Genomic DNA, 14,938 nt, shown 5'->3' on the forward strand with positions numbered 1-14,938 from the left:
ATGGGGAGTGGCAGTGACCATCGAATTCCGCGACGTGACCAAGCAGTATCCGGATGGGACGGTCGCCGTCGACAAGCTGAACCTGACGGTCGAAGACGGCACGATCACCGTGTTCGTCGGCCCGTCCGGCTGCGGCAAGACGACGTCGCTGCGGATGATCAACCGGATGGTCGAGCCGACCGGCGGGCAGGTGCTGCTCGACGGCAAGGACGTGGCCGAGGGCGACCCGGCGCTGCTGCGCCGCGGCATCGGCTACGTCATCCAGCACGCCGGCCTCTTTCCACATCGGACGGTGCTGGACAACATCGCCACCGTGCCGCTGCTTTCCGGCTGGGACAAGGCCAAGGCCCGCAAACGTGCTGCCGAGCTGCTGGAGATCATCGGCCTGCCGGTCGAGCTCGGCAAGCGTTACCCCGCCCAGCTCTCGGGCGGCCAGCAGCAGCGCGTCGGTGTCGCCCGCGCACTCGCCGCGGACTCGCCGGTGCTGCTGATGGACGAGCCGTTCTCCGCGGTCGACCCGATCGTGCGCGAAGACCTGCAGAACGAGCTGCTGCGGCTGCAGTCGCAGCTGGGCAAGACGATCGTGTTCGTCACGCACGACATCGACGAGGCCGTCCGGCTCGGCGACAAGGTGGCCGTGATGCGCGTCGGCGGCAAGCTCGCCCAGTACGGCACCCCCGCCGACGTGCTGCGGCACCCGGTGGACGACTTCGTCGCGTCGTTCGTCGGCCGGGACCGCGGCTACCGGGGCCTGTCGTTCCTCTCCGCCGAAGGTGTCGAGGTCAAGGAGCTGGAGCTGGTCGAGATCGGCTCGCCCGTGCCGGCGAGCGACGGCTGGCGGCTGGCGGTCAACACCGAGAAGCAGCCCCGCGGCTGGCTGCCACCGAACTCCACTGTGGACGGAGCACTGGCCGAAGCCGACCTGGTGGCGGGCGGCTCGCTCTGGGTGCGCGGGACCCCGATCCGCGGCGCGCTGGACGCGGCGCTGTCGTCGCCGGCCAGCCTCGGCGTGGTCGTCGACGAAGAACACCGCGTGCTCGGCGCCGTCGTCGCGCGGCAGGTCCTGGACGTCATCGAGGGCGCGCCCCAGGCGTCATGAGCTTCTTCGACGAGCTCGGGCGCTACCTGGGCAGCGCGAACAACCGCGAGCAGATCCTCGGTGACCTCGGCGATCACGTCTACCTGGCGCTGCTCCCGCTGGTGCTCGGCATCGTGCTCGCGATCGCGGCGGGCTGGCTCGGCAGCCGGTGGCAGCCCGCGCGGCAGGTGCTCATGGTGCTGGCGAACCTGCTCTACACGATCCCGTCGCTGGCGCTGTTCGTCGTCATCCCCGGCCTGATCGGGACGAAGATCCTGGACAGCGCCAACGTCGTCGTCGCGCTGACGATCTACACCACGGCGCTGCTGGTCCGGCCGGTGCTCGACGCGCTCGACGCGGTGCCGCCGCCGGTGATCGCGGCCGCGACCGCGGTCGGGTACAAGCCGGTGCGGCGGTTCTTCGCCGTCGAACTACCGCTGTCGGTGCCGGTGCTGGCGGCCGGCGTGCGGGTCGCGTCGGTCAGCAACATCAGCCTGGTGAGCGTGGGCGCGCTGATCGGCACCGGCGGCCTCGGCGTGCTGTTCACCGACGGCTTCCAGCGCGAGTACTTCTCGCCGATCGTGGTCGGCATCGTGCTGACGCTGGTGCTGGCGCTGGTCGTCGACCTGCTGCTGGTGGGCTCGCGCAACCTCCTGACGCCGTGGACCCGGGTGGGGGCGCCGTGATCACCGATCTCGTCCACTGGTTCGGCGACCCGGCGCACTGGTCCGGGCCGGACGGCATCCCGCAGCGGCTGCTGGAGCACCTCGGCTACACGGCGTTGTCGCTGGTGATCGCGCTGGTCATCGCGGTGCCGCTGGGGCTGTTCGTGGGCCACACCGGTCGCGGCGGCGTTGCGCTGGTCAGCGTCGGCAACGCCATCCGCGCGCTGCCGACGCTGGGTCTGGTCACGTTCCTGTTCCTGCTCTTCACCGAGAGCGTCACCTCGACGATCATCGGGCTCGTCGTGCTGGCCGTGCCGCCGATCCTGGCCGGCACCTACGCCGGGCTGCAGGCGACCGACCACGGGGTGGTCGACGCCGCCGAAGGGGTCGGGATGACCGGCTGGCAGCGGCTGTGGCAGGTCGAGGTGCCGATCTCGCTGCCGCTCGTGCTCGGCGGGATCCGCAACGCCGTGCTGCAGCTGGTGGCGACCGCCGCGGTGGCCGCGTACGTCGGACTCGGTGGCCTCGGCCGGTTCCTGCTCGACGGACTGGCCATTTTGGACTATTCGGAGGTGATCGCGGGCGCGCTGCTGACGACGGTGCTGGCGATCGCCCTCGACCTGCTCTTCGCGTTGCTGAACCGGGCGCTGGTACCCCGGGGTGTCCGGCTCGCGGCGGCCGTGAAGAAGGTGTCGGCGTGAAGCGGCTGATCTCGCTCCTGGTCGTGGTGCTGGTCGCCGGCTGCGGAAACCCGCTGGCCGGTGGCGGCGAGGGCGGCACGTCGGGGGACATCATCATCGGCGCGTCCGACGTCGGGGAAAGCCTGCTGCTGGCCCAGATCTACGCCGGAGCGCTGCGGCAGGCCGGTGCTTCGAACGTGACCGTGCGGCCGCCGGTGGGCAGCCGCGAGGTCGTCGTCAAGGCCCTGCAGGACAAGTCGCTGTCGGTCGTGCCGGACTACAGCGGGAACCTGTTGCGCTACTTCGACAAGGACACCACCGCGACGACGTCCCAGGACGTCTACGCCCAGCTGAAGCAGAAGATCCCGGCGGGCTTCGAGGTCCTGGACCAGGCGCCCGCCGAAGACAAGGACCTGCTCGTCGTCGGCCCGCAGCTGGCTTCTTCGGGCATCAAGACGTTCTCCGACCTCGGGAAGCGCTGCGGTGAGCTGGTGTTCGGCGGGCCGGGCCAGTGGAGCAGCCGCTGGAAGGACAAGATCAAGTCGCTGTACGGCTGCGAGTTCAAGGAGATCCGCACGACCGACACCGGCGGCCCGGTGACGGTGGCGGCCCTCAAGTCCGGTGACGTCCAAGTGGCGGACCTGTTCAGCACGTCGTCCACGATCGCGGCGAACGGGTTCGTGCCGCTGGTCGACGACAAGAACATGTTCCCGGCGCAGAACATCGTGCCGCTGGTGGCCCGGGGAACGCTTTCGCCGGCGGAAGTGGCGGCGCTGAACCGGGTTTCGGCGGCGCTGACGACCGAAGAGCTCACGCGGTTGAACGTCCAGTTCACCGAGGAGAAGCGGAACCCGCTGGACATCGCGGAGGAGTTCCTCGCGCGGGCCTAGCGGACGTGCTCGCCGCGCTGGCGGAAGGCGGTGAGGAGTTTGCCCAGCGCGCTGGCTGCCGTGGCGGAGGTGTAGGGGCCAAGGGCCACGAGGGACGCAACGAGGGCGGCGACCTCGCCCGGGCTGAAGCTCACCGGCGGCACGACGGACGGCATCGTGAGCCGGTAGCCGCCGCCCGCGCCGCGCTTGACCTCGACCGGGACGCCGGCCGTGCGCAGCCGTGTGATGTCGCGTTCGACGGTCCGCACGGTCGTCCCGGTGCGCTCGGCCAGCACCCGGCCGCTGACGAACCGGGGTGTCCGCGCGCGCATCTCCTCGATCAGGGCGTGTTGCCGTTCGACCAGGGGCACGGCTTGGTGCAGCTGGGTCATCCCCGGGTAGCGGCCGGAGCCGACGAGCCGATCCATCCGCGGTCTCCTCAACCGACATCGCTTTGTCGGGAATCGGATCCTACGGTGCTCCCATGGTCATCGTTCGTCCCGCTTCGCACTTCGAAGACGTCGCCTCGATCCTCAACCCGAGCGGGAACGAGCGTGCCTGCTGGTGCCTCGCTTACCGCGTCACGTCGGCCGAGTACAGCGCGCTGCGCGGTGAAGCGCGGGCCGAACGGCTCCGCGGTCTGTGCTCGGGCCAGTCCGCGCCGGGCGTGCTCGCCTACGACGGGGCCACGCCGGTCGGCTGGTGCGGGGTGTCGCCGCGGTCGAGCATGGAGCGGTTGAAGCGCTCCCGGACGATGCCGCCGCTCGACGACCTAGCGGTGTGGAGCGTGGTTTGTTTCGTGGTGCGCTCGTCGCACCGGGGCAAGGGGGTGTCGGCGGCGCTGCTGGCCGGGGCGGTCGACTACGCGCGTTCGTGCGGCGCCCCGGCGGTGGAAGGCTACCCGGTCGATCCGGAGGGGGCGCGCATCAGCTCGAGCGCGGCCCACGTCGGCACGACGTCCCTGTTCGAGGCGGCGGGGTTCGAACGGATCCGGCCGACCGGGGCGCGGGCCGATCGCCGGGTCCGCTGGCTGATGCGGCTGGATCTCCGCTGACCAGGGGATTGGCGTGGTTCATGGACAGAGAGCGCTAGCCCCGGGTGCCTGTGCGTCCGTCGGGCGCGTCCAGCAGGGCGCACACCCGGCGCAGCGTGGTGGCCCACGGTCGCGCGGTGACGACCGGGATCTCGAGTTCGGCGGCCCGCGCGGCCAGCCAGTCGCCGTAGCGGGCGCTGACCTGGGCCCGGCTGTGCTGTTCGCCCTCGTGCGGTTCCCGGTGCCGGTAGTTGGCCACCAGCTGACCGGCGTCGGGCTCGTGCAGGAAGACCGCGCGGACCCGGCCGTCGGCCGGCCGTCCGGCGAACGAGTCCTGCGCGGCCAGCGCGGGCAGCAGGTAGTCGCCCTCGATGACGACCGGGGTGCCGGTCTCCAGGTGGTTGCCGATCACCGCCTCCAGCGCCGGCCGCAGCGCCTCGGCCACGGCTACCTGCAACTCCACGACGCGCGAGACCGGCAGGCCGGCGGCGTCCGGGTGGGTGTCCCAGTAGTGCACCAGCGGCTGCTGGTCCGGGGTGGTCATCCGCTGCACGGCGAGCACCAGGTCGTCCACCTCGACGATCGGCACCCGGTACCGCCGGGCCAGCGGGTAGCTGACCCGGCTCTTGCCGGTGCCGGACGCGCCGCCGAGCAGCAGCACCCGCCAGTCACGCTCGTTCACCGGCCGTACCTTGCCAGGCGTCCGCGGCGCTCAGCCCTGCCGGGTGGGCCGGATGGTGAGGTCGCCGATCTCGACGTCCTCCGGCTGCTCGATGGCGAACGCGATCGCCCGCGCCACGGCTTCGGGAGCGATGCCGAGCGCGGCCATCGCCTGCTGCGCCTGCTCGCGCTGCGCGGGGTCCGCGACGTGGTCGACCAGCTCGGTGCGCACGTACCCCGGTGAGATCGACGTCGTGCGGAGGGCGCCGTCGGTCGACTCCTGCCGCAGTGCCTCCAGCAGCGTGCGCACGGCGTTCTTGGTCCCCGCGTAGACGGCCTGGGTCGGGACGATCTTCAGCCCCGACGTCGAGACGGTCGTGACGAAGTGCCCGCGGCCCTGCGCGCGGAACACCGGCAGCGCGGCGGCGATGCCGTGCAGCACCCCGCGGAGGTTGACGTCGATCATCGCGTCCCAGTCGTCGACGTCGAGCGCGCTCACCGGCGCGATCCGGGCGACGCCGGCGTTGGCCACCAGGACGTCGAGGCGGCCGAAGCGGTCGACGGCGAGGGCGACGAGCCGCTCGAGATCGGCCCGGCGGGTCACGTCGACGTCCAGCAGCTCCGCGCGGCCGCCGTTGTCGCGGATCTTCTGCGCGAGCACCTCCAGCCGGTCGGTGCGCCGGGCGCCGAGCACGACGGCCGCGCCGCGGCCCGCCAGCTCCACGGCCGTCGCCTCGCCGATCCCGCTGCTCGCACCCGTGATGGCGACGACCTTGTCCAGTCCGTTGTTCATGGCATCTCCCGCTAAGCTGACAACTGTCCGGTTAAGCCTACCGGACAGTTGTCCATTTATGCGAGGAGGTGGCCGTGCCCCGTTCGGACGCCGTGGCCAACCGCGACCGGATCGTCGAGGCCGCGCGGGCCGAGCTCAGCGAGTCCAACGGCGCGGCCGAGGAGCTGAAACTGCACCGCGTCGCCAAGGCGGCGGGCGTCGGGCAAGGCACGCTCTACCGGCACTTCCCGACGCGCGAGCACCTGCTGGCGGAGGTGTACCGGGCCGAGCTGACCCAGCTCGTCGGCACGGTGGCGCCGCTGCTGGCGGAACACACGCCGCTGGACGCGCTGGCCCGCTGGCTGGACCGGCTGGTCGAGTACGCCCGCGTCAAGCGCGGCGTCATGGCGGCGATCGAGGTGCCGGCGTGGCAGGACCTCTACTCCGGCCAGCACCACCGGCTCGACGAAGCGCTCGAAACGCTGCTGCAGCAGGGACAGGCGGCCGGGGAAATCCGGCTCGGGGTCGACGCTGCCGACGTCATCCTGCTCCTCGGGGCGCTGTCCCGGATCCCCCAGGAGGAGTGGGATTCGCGCGCGCCCCGGATCGTGGCGGTGATCGTCGACGGCCTGCGTGCCTAGCGGTCGGTGGCCAGTTTGAGGCCGAGACCGATGAAGATCCCGCCGGTCGCGACCTCGATCCGCCGCTGGTTCTGCTTCCGGCGAACCCACCCGCCGACCCGGCCGGCGAGAACGCCGACGGTGCCGTCGACGAGGAACTCGAACACGATCATGATCGCCCCGAGGACGGCGAACTGCAGCCAGACGTGGCCTTTCGCCGGGTCGACGAACTGCGGCAGGAAGGCGATGGTGAAGGTGACCATCTTCGGGTTGAGCAGGTTGGTGAGCAGACCGGAAAGGTAGGCCCGGTCCGCCTTCCGCTCGACGAGCGGCTTGCGGTTCCGGATGGCCTGGACGCCGAGGTGGATGAGGTAGGCGGCACCGGCGATCCGCACGACGGTGAAGGCCACGGGAACGGCGGCGAAGAGAGCGGCCAGCCCGGCCGCGGCGACGGCGACGTGAATGGCTTCGCTGGTGGCGACCCCGGCCGTGGCGAGCAGGCCGGCCTTCGGGCCGCCGCGCATGCCGCAGCCGAGGATGAAGAGCATGTCCGGGCCCGGGGTCACCATCGCGATGGCGGTGGTGAGGAGGAAGGCCAGCAGGAGGTGCGGGTCGACCGGCATGGGCCGATCCTGACACGCCGGGGTGGGTGTGCGAACTCCTTTTCCGGCGGTCAGCCGCGCACGGTCGCTGCCACGCGGGCCGCGTCCTCGATGGCCTTCTCCGGTGCATCCTCCGGCAACGGCAGCAGCACCACCGAACCACTGCCCGCCTCGTGCAGTGCCCGGACCGCCGCCGCGCATTCGTCGAGCTCGCCGCAGATCGCCAGGCGGTCGATCCACTCCGGGCGCAGGCCCGCCGCCAGCTCGTCCACTGTGGACGAAGAATCCAGCAGGGCGAGCAGCTCCGCGGCGAACGGCAGCCCCTCCACCTGCACCCGCGAGCCCGGCGTCAGGGACTCCGCGACCGTCTTCCGCGCCCGCTCGCGGTCGCCGAGGGCCAGCCAGTTGTACGACACCACCGCGTGCGGGCCCGTGGCCGCGATGCCCTCCAGCGCCGTCCGGACGAACTCCGGCGGGGCGGGCTCGGCCAGGATCGTGCCGTCCGCCGCCGCGCCCGCCACCGCCAGGGACTTGGGCCGGCGGACGCCCGCCACCAGCGGGGGCGGCGATGCCGGCGGGAACACCAGCTCGACCTCGTCCAGGTGGACGTGCCTGCCGTCCATCGAAACGCGCTCGCCCGCGAGCAGCCGCCGGACCGCGACGAGCGTCTCCTCCAGCGCCGCCAGCGGGGACTCCGGGTACGCGCCGATCTGGCGCATCCACGACGCGACGCCGTGGCCGAACCCGGCGATCAGCCGGTCCGGGTGCAGCTCGGCCAGCGCCGCGATCTCCATCGCCGCGATCGCCGGGTTGCGCGCCACCGCCGGCAGCACGCCGATGCCCACCTTGATCGTCGACGTCACCGCCAGCGCCGTCGCGACCGTGGTGACGCCGGCCGCCCAGAAGCAGTCTTCGACCAGCCAGAGCTCGTCGAGACCCGCGTCTTCGGCCTGGCGCGCGAGGTCGCGCAGCTTCGACGGCGGCTGCTCGCGGTTGATCCGGACACCGACCGACCTCGTGGGTGCGTACATGCGGCTCCTCAGATCCGGGAAAACGCGGGGGCGTACTCGAAGGCGCCCGCCTGGGTGGGTTCGTACGCGGCCAGCGTCCGCGCCTGGAAGTGCGCGCCCCACCGCGGATCGGGGGCGGTGATCGACAGGTCCGACGCCGTGACGAAGCCGAACCGCGAGTAGTAGGCCGGGTTGCCGAGCAGGACGACCACGCCGTGGCCCAGCGCGTCGGCCGCAGCGACCACCGCGTGCACCAGCGCGGAGCCGACGCCGCTCTTCTGGTGCGCGGGCAGCACACCGAGCGGCCCGAGTCCGACGGCGACGGTGGTGTCTTCGCCGATGCGGGCCCGGCTGCAGCAGACGTGCCCGATGACGGTGCCTTCGCGGACGGCGACCAGGGAGAGGGCGTTGATCAGGTCACCTTCGGCGCGGAGTTCGTCGACGAGCGGGGCCTCGACCGGCGTGACGCCTTCCTCGCGCCGGAACGCTTCGGCGTGGACGGTGTGGATCGCCGCTCGGTCGGCAGGAGTCTCGCGGCGGATCAGCATGGCCGCTACCTTGCCCCGAACCGGCGGCGGACGGCAATCGGGTTTCGGCGGGCGGTTTCGAGCAGCCCCCGATTCAACGCCAGCGGAGAGGGCCGACAGTTTCGGCGACCCGCGCTGAGCACCCCCCGATGGCCCAAGCTACCCGTGGGGTCTGACGATTTCGGGTGAACGGCCCGCTCGGCGCGCCCGAATGGCCTAGTGTCCGGTTCGTGCAGCAAGGACCCCAGTATCCGTATCCGCAGTACCAGCCGCCGCCGCAGTATCCCGGGTACCCGCCTCCGAAGTCGGGCGGGAAGACCGCGCTGATCGTCGTGCTCGTCGTCGCCGGGGTTCTTCTGCTGGGTGGGGTGGGTGTCGGGGCGTTCTTCCTGCTGACCGGCGACCACAAGCGCTCCAGTGCGTCGCCGGCATCGAGCGCCCCGGCGGGTGAACCCGACAAGTACTCCTCGCTGCCGCGGTGCAGTGAGGTCGGGAACCGGATGAACAACCTGCCGCCGCTTTCGAGTGATGGGCCGGCCGAGCCGGCCAGTACCTCGGACGACAAGATCCAGCTGTCCCGGCTGAGCTGCTCGTGGATGAAGCCCGGCTCGTCGTCCGGCACGCTGTCGATGTTCCTGGCCAAGTCGACCCTGCCGGGCTCCGGCGACGGGCCCGGGTACGCGAAGGCCGGCTACGAGAACGCGGTGAACGACGGGGCCAAACCGATCACCGAGAAGATCGGGAAGGCGACCGAGGCCGCCGACGTCGACTACGGCCAGAGCGGCACCATGCAGTGCGGTGTGCGGTTCTACCAGGGCAACGTCGACGTGACCGTGGTCGTCACCGCCGCCGATCCGTCGGACCGGAACGTCGAACGGTGCCGGCGCAACGCGCACAGCCTGGCCAAAGCCGCTTCCGAGTCCCTCGAATAGAAAACGGCCTCCCCACAAAACACCCGTGGGGAGGCCGTTCCGTCAAGCGATCAGTCGAACGCCTTCGCGATCAGCGCCTTCTGCTCGACCTCGTGCACCTTCGACGAACCCGCCGACGGCGCCGCCATCGGGCGGCGGGACACGACCTGCAGGCCCGAGAGGACCTCCGGGAACTTCCGGGGCAGGTTCAGGCCGAAGAACGGCCACGCACCCTGGTTCTCCGGCTCCTCCTGGACCCACGCGACCTGCGTCGCGTTCGTGTAGCGCTCCAGGGCCGCCAGCAGCTTCTTCTTCGGCAGCGGGTAGTACTGCTCGATCCGGACGATCGCGACGTCGTCGGCCTCGCGCTTCGTGCGCTCCGCCACCAGCTCCCAGTACAGCTTCCCGGAGGTCAGCAGCACCTTGCGGATCTTCGACGGGTCCGGCGTGACGTCGTCGATGACCGACATGAACCGGCTCTCACCGGTGAAGTCCTCGACCGCCGAGGTCGCCGCCTTGTTGCGCAGCATCGACTTCGGGGTGAAGACCACCAGCGGGCGCTGGATGCCGTCGAGGGCGTGGCGGCGCAGCAGGTGGAAGTAGTTCGCCGGGGTCGACGGGACCGCCACCGTCATCGAACCCTCCGCGCACAGCGAGAGGAACCGCTCGATGCGGCCGGACGTGTGGTCCGGGCCCTGGCCCTCGTGGCCGTGCGGCAGCAGCAGCACGACGTCCGAGCGCTGGCCCCACTTGGCCTCGCCCGAGGAGATGTACTCGTCGATGACCGTCTGCGCGCCGTTGACGAAGTCACCGAACTGCGCTTCCCACATCACCAGCGCCTCGGAGTTCGCCACCGAGTAGCCGTACTCGAAGCCGACGGCCGCGTACTCCGACAGCGCCGAGTCGTAGATCATCACGCGGCCCTGGCCGTCGGCCAGGTTCTGCAGCGGCGCGTACTCCTGGCCGGTCTTGCGGTCGATGAACACCGAGTGCCGCTGGGTGAACGTGCCGCGACGGGAGTCCTGGCCGGACAGCCGGACCAGCCGGCCCTCCATCGCCAGCGACCCGAACGCCAGCAGCTCGCCGAACGCCCAGTCGATGTCGCCTTCGCGCGACATCTTGTGGCGGCGCTCCATGACCGGCTTGACGCGCGGGTGCGGCGTGAAGCCCTCGGGCACCTGGACGAACGCGTCGCCGATGCGCTCGATGACCTCGTTGGCCACCGACGTCTTCACCTTGGCCGGCACCTGCTGCTCCTCCTCGACGGAGGGGCTGGCCTTCGCCGGGTGCTTCTCCAGCTCGCGGACCTCGTTGAAGACGTGCTCCAGCTGGCTCGAGAAGTCGCGCAGCGCGGCCTCGGCCTCCTCGACGGAGATGTCGCCGCGGCCGATCAGCGACTCGGTGTAGGTCTTCCGGACCGAGCGCTTCGTGTCGATGATGTCGTACATCGCCGGCTGCGTCATCGACGGGTCGTCGCCCTCGTTGTGCCCGCGGCGGCGGTAGCAGATCAGGTCGATGACGACGTCCTTGTGGAACGCCTGCCGGTACTCGACGGCCAGCTTGGCCACCCAGTGCGCCGCCTCCGGGTCGTCGCCGTTCACGTGGAAGATCGGCGAGCCGATCATCTTCGCGACGTCGGTGGCGTACTGCGACGAGCGCGAGTGCTCCGGCGCGGTCGTGAAGCCGACCTGGTTGTTGACGATGACGTGCACGGTGCCGCCGGTGCGGTAGCCGCGCAGCAGCGCGAGGTTCAGCGTCTCGGCCACGACACCCTGGCCCGCGAAGGCCGCGTCGCCGTGCATCAGGACCGGGAGGACGGTGTAGCCCTCGCCGCCCTTGTCGAGGATGTCCTGCTTGGCGCGCACGATGCCCTCGAGGACCGGGTCGACCGTCTCCAGGTGGGACGGGTTCGCGGTCAGCGACACCTTCGTCTCGCCGTCGCCGAACATCCGGAAGTACTTGCCCTCGGCACCGAGGTGGTACTTCACGTCGCCGGAGCCGTGCGCCTGGCCCGGGTCGAGGTTGCCCTCGAACTCCTGGAAGATCTGGCTGATCGGCTTGCCGACGATGTTGGCCAGGACGTTCAGGCGGCCGCGGTGCGGCATGCCGATGACGACCTCGTCCAGCTCGTGCTCGGCGGCCTTGTCGAGGATGGTGTCGAGCAGCGGGATCGCCGTCTCGCCGCCTTCGAGGGAGAAGCGCTTCTGGCCGACGTACTTGGTCTGCAGGAACGTCTCGAACGCCTCGGCGGCGTTCAGCTTCGAGAGCACGTACTTCTGGACCGCGGGGTCCGGCTTCTCGTGCGGGATCTCGACGCGCTCCTGGATCCAGCGACGCTCCTCGGGGTCGAGGATGTGGGTGTACTCGATGCCGACCGTGCGGCAGTACGAGTTGCGCAGCACGCCCAGGATGTCGCGCAGCTTCATCCGCTCCTGGCCGGCGAAGCCGCCGACCGGGAACTCGCGGTCGAGGTCCCAGAGCGTCAGGCCGTGGGACAGCACGTCCAGGTCGGCGTGGCTGCGCTGGCGGTAGTTCAGCGGGTCGGTGTCGGCCATCAGGTGGCCGCGCATCCGGAACGCGTCGATCAGCTCGATCACGCGGGCGGTCTTGTCGACCGGGCCGTCCGGGATGTCGGCGACCCAGCGGATCGGCTCGTACGGCAGGCGCAGGCTGGTGAAGACGTCGTCGTAGAAGCCGTCTTCGCCGAGCAGCAGCTCGTGGATGCGCTTGAGGAACTCGCCCGACTCCGCGCCCTGGATGATGCGGTGGTCGTAGGTCGAGGTCAGCGTCATGATCTTGCTGATGCCGAGGTCGACCAGGGTCTTCTCGCTGGTGCCCTCGAAGGCGGCCGGGTACTGCATGGCGCCGACGCCGATGATGGCGCCCTGGCCGGCCTGCAGGCGCGGCACCGAGTGGTTGGTGCCGATGCCGCCCGGGTTGGTCAGCGAGATCGTGGTGCCGGAGAAGTCGTCCGCGGTCAGCTTGTTGTTGCGGGCCTTCTTGACGATGTCCTCGTAGGCCTGCCAGAACTGCAGGAACGACATGTCCTCGACGCCCTTGATCGAGGCGACGACGAGGTTGCGCGAGCCGTCCTTGCCCTTCATGTCGATCGCGAGCCCGAAGTTGACGTGCTCCGGCGTGACCGCGAACGGCTTCCCGTCGATCAGCTGGTAGTGCCGGTTCATGTTCGGGAAGTTCTTCAGCGCCCGCACCATGGCGTAGCCGATGAGGTGCGTGAAGGAGATCTTGCCGCCGCGGGTGCGCTTGAGGTGGTTGTTGATGACGATGCGGTTGTCCGCCATCAGCTTGGCCGGGACCGCGCGCACGCTGGTCGCGGTGGGGACGCTCAGCGAGGCGTCCATGTTCTTGGCGATGGCCGCCGCGGCGCCGCGCAGCTGCTTCGACTCCGGCTCGTCCTTCTTCACCTCGGCCTTGGGCTCCGCCTTCGCGGCGGGCTTGGCCGGGGCCGCCTTCGGTGCCGGCTTCGCGGGAGCCTTCGCCGCCGGGGCGGCCTGCTTGGCCGCCGACTCGGCGTTCTGCACCGCCTTGGCCGACGGCTGGGCCGCCTGGCCGTTGGTGGCGGGCTTGGCGTCGGCCTGCTGCCGGGCGGTGTCCGCCTTGGCCTGCGCGTTCTGCGTCGGCTTGAAGTCCGCGAAGAAGTCGTGCCATGCGGCATCGACTGAAGAAGGGTCGGCGAGGAACTGGTCGTACATCTCTTCGACCAGCCACTCGTTGGGGCCGAACTGTGACGCAGGGCTGCTGCTGGACACGGCTGGGGCTCGCCTCTATCCGTCTCGATCTCGATCTTGAATCCGCTGATGCGCCTACCAGGCTAACCCCCTCGGTGACCGCGATGTGATGGAACCGGCCTGTGTGAGGCGTGGCGCACTAGGGTATCGGTCACTGACTCGATCAAGATGTGCTAAGGGAACCTTAAGCACTGGACCCGGTACAGGGTTCCCGCGCTCTTCCGCCCGGGTTCGCGCGCCGGCCCGTGCTCGTTCACCGGCGTGGGTTCTGCTGGGCCGATGTGGCTGGTCGAATGTCCTTCGTTCTGGGACCAGGGCCTGGTGCGGCCGCTGGTGACGGAGTCCGGCACGGTCGTGCTCCGGTGTGATTCCTGCTCGGCGGTCTGGCTGTCGCCGTCCGACGTCGAGGAGATGGAGTGGGTCGAGCCCGACGAGCCGGATTGGCTGGTCGGGGCCGGGATCCACGTCCGGCCGGGAACGGTCCGGTGGGCCTCCCGCCCGGACGTCGAGGCGGCCGGGATGGGCGGGTTGAGCTGGCGGGCGCTGCCTTAGCCGAGTTCGTACGGCGGTTCGTGCGGGACGAGCTTGACCGCCAGGTGCAGCTGGTCGGTGGCCAGGAGCCCGGCTATGTCACGCATCACGGATGTGACGTCAGTGATGCCGGTGATCCACTCCTCGGCGAGCTCGCCGACGATCCGGACCGCCTGGAAGTCCAGCGGCGTGTGGTCGAGATCTCGCTCCGGCGCCCAGCCGGCCTGCCCCTGGAGGGCTCGCTCGAAGCCCTCGCGGGTGAGGTCGACGGCCAGGATGCGCTCGTGGCCGGGCTTGCGGCCGTTGTCGCTGTCGTAGGCCGCCAGCCGGAACGACGGCGTGACCTCCACTGTCCCGCCCGGCTCGACGCTCTGCTTCTCGAGCGCGGCATCGGCGACGGCGGGCGAACAGGCGAGGTAGACCCGGACGGTGTTCCCCGTCTGCGCCGCCCTGACCTGCCGCTCGGGAACCCGCTTCTCTTCGAACATGCCCGCCATGCTCCCAGCGCCCCGGCCGCCCGGCCACGGACTTTCGTGATTAAGGAGGCATAACCCGTGGTCCGGCCGAGGACGGAGGCGGGCGCATCCTCAGCCGGTCGCGTCGACGGCCTCGGCGAGGTCGGGGCTCAGCGGGTACGGGGGCTCGTGGGGGACGAGCTTGACGGCCAGGTCGAGCCGGCCGGTGGCCAGGAGCCCGGCGATGTCGCGCATGACGGGGGTGACGTCGGTGATGGCGGTGATCCACTCGTCGGCGTAGTGGTCGACGGCCTCGCCGCCCAGGCCGACCTGGATGGCGCGGAAGTCCAGGGCCGTGTGGCCGAGGTCCCGCTCGGGGTCCCACTGGATCCGGACCGGGCTGGTCTTGAGCTGCTGCTTCCAGCCGGCCGCGTCCTGACCGCGGCGTGGTTTGCTGAGCGCGGCGTTGGCGAGGGCCCACTCGAAACCTTCGCGCGTGATGTCGATGGCGAGGACGCGCTCCTGGCCCGGCTTGCGCCCGTAGCCGCAGCGGTAGGCCATCCAGCGGAACGAGGGCTTGATCCACGTCATCCGCTCCCGCTTGAACGGCGCGACGAAGGTCTGCTTTTCGAGCGCGGCGTCGGCGATCTCGGGCGAGTAGGCCTGGTAGACCCGGAGGGTCGTCTCGGTCTGTGCGGCCCGGATCTGCCGGTCGGGGACCCGCCTCTCTTCGAACATGCCCGTCATGCTCCCAACGCCGGCCCCCGCCGGGCCAC

At 70.6% G+C, this 14,938-nt stretch carries 17 protein-coding genes; 8 read left to right on the forward strand and 9 right to left on the reverse strand.

Annotated features, from left to right (window positions below):
* The first annotated feature begins 13 nt into the window (after positions 1-13).
* The 4 genes from HUT10_RS34705 to HUT10_RS34720 are packed head-to-tail and all read left to right on the forward strand — an operon-like array spanning position 14 to position 3,313.
* A complete protein-coding gene (locus HUT10_RS34705; RefSeq protein ID WP_176175042.1) occupies positions 14-1,099 on the forward strand; it encodes an ABC transporter ATP-binding protein in 1,086 nt (361 codons plus the stop codon).
* Positions 1,096-1,764, forward strand: a complete 669-nt coding sequence (locus HUT10_RS34710) for an ABC transporter permease (RefSeq protein ID WP_176175043.1) — start codon at positions 1,096-1,098, stop codon at positions 1,762-1,764. The genes HUT10_RS34705 and HUT10_RS34710 overlap by 4 nt, the downstream gene beginning before the upstream one ends.
* A complete protein-coding gene (locus tag HUT10_RS34715; protein ID WP_176175044.1) occupies positions 1,761-2,444 on the forward strand; it encodes an ABC transporter permease in 684 nt (227 codons plus the stop codon). The genes HUT10_RS34710 and HUT10_RS34715 overlap by 4 nt, the downstream gene beginning before the upstream one ends.
* Positions 2,441-3,313: an ABC transporter substrate-binding protein gene (locus HUT10_RS34720; protein ID WP_176175045.1), complete on the forward strand. Its 873-nt coding sequence runs from the start codon at positions 2,441-2,443 to the stop codon at positions 3,311-3,313. Before HUT10_RS34715 ends, HUT10_RS34720 begins: the two co-directional genes overlap by 4 nt.
* On the opposite strand, the gene HUT10_RS34725 is transcribed toward HUT10_RS34720, so the two are convergent.
* On the reverse strand, positions 3,310-3,720 hold the full coding sequence (locus HUT10_RS34725) for a YafY family protein (RefSeq protein WP_176175046.1): 411 nt from the start codon (positions 3,718-3,720) through the stop codon (positions 3,310-3,312). The two genes, HUT10_RS34720 and HUT10_RS34725, sit on opposite strands and share 4 nt — an antisense overlap.
* 56 nt (positions 3,721-3,776) lie before the next feature.
* Here HUT10_RS34725 and HUT10_RS34730 point away from each other — a divergent pair, with 56 nt between their 5' ends.
* Positions 3,777-4,346, forward strand: a complete 570-nt coding sequence (locus tag HUT10_RS34730) for a GNAT family N-acetyltransferase (RefSeq protein ID WP_176175047.1) — start codon at positions 3,777-3,779, stop codon at positions 4,344-4,346.
* A gap of 34 nt (positions 4,347-4,380) precedes the next feature.
* Here HUT10_RS34730 and HUT10_RS34735 read toward each other — a convergent pair whose 3' ends face one another.
* Positions 4,381-5,007: a hypothetical protein gene (locus HUT10_RS34735; RefSeq protein WP_254897148.1), complete on the reverse strand. Its 627-nt coding sequence runs from the start codon at positions 5,005-5,007 to the stop codon at positions 4,381-4,383.
* A gap of 30 nt (positions 5,008-5,037) precedes the next feature.
* The gene (locus HUT10_RS34740) at positions 5,038-5,778 is read right to left on the reverse strand and encodes an SDR family oxidoreductase (protein WP_176175048.1); all 741 of its coding nucleotides are present in this window, start codon (positions 5,776-5,778) and stop codon (positions 5,038-5,040) included.
* Between the two features lie 74 nt (positions 5,779-5,852).
* Between HUT10_RS34740 and HUT10_RS34745 the strand changes: the two genes are divergently transcribed.
* Complete coding sequence (locus HUT10_RS34745) at positions 5,853-6,398, forward strand: TetR/AcrR family transcriptional regulator (protein WP_254897149.1); 546 nt, start codon at positions 5,853-5,855, stop codon at positions 6,396-6,398.
* On the opposite strand, the gene HUT10_RS34750 is transcribed toward HUT10_RS34745, so the two are convergent.
* Genes HUT10_RS34750 through HUT10_RS34760 form a run of 3 tightly spaced genes read right to left on the reverse strand, consistent with a single transcriptional unit; the run spans position 6,395 to position 8,537 of the window.
* Positions 6,395-7,000 carry a LysE family translocator gene (locus tag HUT10_RS34750; RefSeq protein ID WP_176175050.1) on the reverse strand — a complete coding sequence of 202 codons (606 nt, stop codon included), beginning with the start codon at positions 6,998-7,000 and terminating at the stop codon, positions 6,395-6,397. The two genes, HUT10_RS34745 and HUT10_RS34750, sit on opposite strands and share 4 nt — an antisense overlap.
* Positions 7,001-7,050: 50 nt before the next feature.
* Positions 7,051-8,010, reverse strand: a complete 960-nt coding sequence (locus tag HUT10_RS34755) for an LLM class flavin-dependent oxidoreductase (RefSeq protein ID WP_176175051.1) — start codon at positions 8,008-8,010, stop codon at positions 7,051-7,053.
* A gap of 8 nt (positions 8,011-8,018) precedes the next feature.
* Positions 8,019-8,537: a GNAT family N-acetyltransferase gene (locus HUT10_RS34760; RefSeq protein ID WP_176175052.1), complete on the reverse strand. Its 519-nt coding sequence runs from the start codon at positions 8,535-8,537 to the stop codon at positions 8,019-8,021.
* Positions 8,538-8,746: 209 nt separating this feature from the next.
* On the opposite strand from HUT10_RS34760, the gene HUT10_RS34765 reads away from it, so the two are divergent.
* Positions 8,747-9,448 (forward strand): hypothetical protein, encoded by a 702-nt coding sequence (locus tag HUT10_RS34765; RefSeq protein ID WP_254897150.1) that lies wholly within the window; start codon positions 8,747-8,749, stop codon positions 9,446-9,448.
* 50 nt (positions 9,449-9,498) lie between these two features.
* Here HUT10_RS34765 and HUT10_RS34770 read toward each other — a convergent pair whose 3' ends face one another.
* Positions 9,499-13,197, reverse strand: coding sequence for a multifunctional oxoglutarate decarboxylase/oxoglutarate dehydrogenase thiamine pyrophosphate-binding subunit/dihydrolipoyllysine-residue succinyltransferase subunit (locus tag HUT10_RS34770; RefSeq protein ID WP_176175054.1), 3,699 nt, complete (start codon positions 13,195-13,197; stop codon positions 9,499-9,501).
* Between the two features lie 258 nt (positions 13,198-13,455).
* On the opposite strand from HUT10_RS34770, the gene HUT10_RS34775 reads away from it, so the two are divergent.
* A complete protein-coding gene (locus HUT10_RS34775; protein ID WP_176175055.1) occupies positions 13,456-13,728 on the forward strand; it encodes a hypothetical protein in 273 nt (90 codons plus the stop codon).
* Here HUT10_RS34775 and HUT10_RS34780 read toward each other — a convergent pair.
* Together HUT10_RS34780 and HUT10_RS34785 are read right to left on the reverse strand one after the other, a co-directional pair.
* A complete protein-coding gene (locus tag HUT10_RS34780) occupies positions 13,725-14,195 on the reverse strand; it encodes a DUF4291 family protein (RefSeq protein ID WP_176175056.1) in 471 nt (156 codons plus the stop codon). The two genes, HUT10_RS34775 and HUT10_RS34780, sit on opposite strands and share 4 nt — an antisense overlap.
* A gap of 99 nt (positions 14,196-14,294) precedes the next feature.
* The gene (locus HUT10_RS34785; RefSeq protein ID WP_176175057.1) at positions 14,295-14,900 is read right to left on the reverse strand and encodes a DUF4291 domain-containing protein; all 606 of its coding nucleotides are present in this window, start codon (positions 14,898-14,900) and stop codon (positions 14,295-14,297) included.
* Positions 14,901-14,938: the final 38 nt, after the last annotated feature.

The sequence above is a fragment of the Amycolatopsis sp. Hca4 genome, from assembly GCF_013364075.1.
In the GTDB taxonomy this organism is placed as follows: Bacteria; Actinomycetota; Actinomycetes; order Mycobacteriales; family Pseudonocardiaceae; genus Amycolatopsis.

What these genes read in the sequence shown, in the direction of transcription:
- HUT10_RS34710 (WP_176175043.1), top strand. Translation starts at nt 1,096, where the DNA reads ATGAGCTTCTTCGACGAGCTCGGGCGCTACCTGGGCAGCGCGAACAAC.
- HUT10_RS34725 (WP_176175046.1), bottom strand. Translation starts at nt 3,720, where the DNA reads ATGGATCGGCTCGTCGGCTCCGGCCGCTACCCGGGGATGACCCAGCTG.
- HUT10_RS34730 (WP_176175047.1), top strand. Translation starts at nt 3,777, where the DNA reads ATGGTCATCGTTCGTCCCGCTTCGCACTTCGAAGACGTCGCCTCGATC.
- HUT10_RS34740 (WP_176175048.1), bottom strand. Translation starts at nt 5,778, where the DNA reads ATGAACAACGGACTGGACAAGGTCGTCGCCATCACGGGTGCGAGCAGC.
- HUT10_RS34750 (WP_176175050.1), bottom strand. Translation starts at nt 7,000, where the DNA reads ATGCCGGTCGACCCGCACCTCCTGCTGGCCTTCCTCCTCACCACCGCC.
- HUT10_RS34755 (WP_176175051.1), bottom strand. Translation starts at nt 8,010, where the DNA reads ATGTACGCACCCACGAGGTCGGTCGGTGTCCGGATCAACCGCGAGCAG.
- HUT10_RS34760 (WP_176175052.1), bottom strand. Translation starts at nt 8,537, where the DNA reads ATGCTGATCCGCCGCGAGACTCCTGCCGACCGAGCGGCGATCCACACC.
- HUT10_RS34775 (WP_176175055.1), top strand. Translation starts at nt 13,456, where the DNA reads ATGTGGCTGGTCGAATGTCCTTCGTTCTGGGACCAGGGCCTGGTGCGG.
- HUT10_RS34780 (WP_176175056.1), bottom strand. Translation starts at nt 14,195, where the DNA reads ATGTTCGAAGAGAAGCGGGTTCCCGAGCGGCAGGTCAGGGCGGCGCAG.
- HUT10_RS34785 (WP_176175057.1), bottom strand. Translation starts at nt 14,900, where the DNA reads ATGTTCGAAGAGAGGCGGGTCCCCGACCGGCAGATCCGGGCCGCACAG.